Source organism: Achromobacter sp. GbtcB20, from assembly GCF_019091095.1.
Classification (GTDB): Bacteria; Pseudomonadota; Gammaproteobacteria; order Burkholderiales; family Burkholderiaceae_B; genus Achromobacter; species Achromobacter mucicolens.
On sequence record NZ_JAGXJZ010000080.1, the window covers coordinates 1 to 824 of the forward strand.

The window sequence follows — 824 nt, forward strand, 5'->3', positions numbered from 1 at the left end:
CGCGCTGGCGAACGCGCCGCGCATCGTGCCCTTCGGCGTCAACATGCTGGGCCCGGTCCTGATCAAGTACGGCAACGAGGCCCAGAAGCGCTACTGGCTGCCGCGCATCCTGGACGGCTCGGACTGGTGGTGCCAGGGCTACTCGGAACCGGGCGCCGGCTCCGACCTGGCCGCGGTGAAGACGACCGCCGTGCGCGGCACCGATGCGGGCGGCGACCATTACATCGTCAACGGCCAGAAGACCTGGACCACGCTGGGCCAGCACGCCAACATGATCTTCTGCCTGGTGCGCACCAACCGCGAAGCCAAGAAGCAGGAAGGCATCAGTTTCCTGCTGGTCGACATGAACAGCCCGGGCGTCGAAGTGCGCCCGATCATCACGCTCGACGGCGAACATGAAGTGAACGAGGTGTTCTTCACCGACGTGCGCGTCCCGGCGGAGAACCTGGTCGGCGAAGAGAACCGCGGCTGGACCTGCGCCAAGTACCTGCTGACCTACGAGCGCACCAACATCGCCGGCGTCGGCTTCTCGGTGGCCGCGCTGGCGCGCCTGAAGCGCATCGCCGCCACGCAAACCCGCAACGGCAAGCCGCTGCTGGACGATCCCTCGTTCGCGTCGCGCCTGGCCCGCGTCGAGATCGACCTGGAGAACATGAAGACGACCAACCTGCGCGTGATCGCGGCGGTGGCTGGCGGCGGCGTGCCGGGTGCGGAAAGCTCGATGCTGAAGATCCGCGGCACCGAGATCCGCCAGGAGATCCTGTCGCTGACGCGCCGTGCGATGGGCGTCTACGCCCGTCCGTTCACCCAGGACATGCTCGATG

At 67.4% G+C, this 824-nt stretch carries 1 protein-coding gene; it reads left to right on the forward strand.

Going from position 1 to position 824, the window contains the following annotated elements; genetic code table 11:
• Positions 1–824: acyl-CoA dehydrogenase family protein (locus KVT32_RS27850; protein ID WP_217619169.1), on the forward strand; the 824-nt coding region annotated here is incomplete at both ends.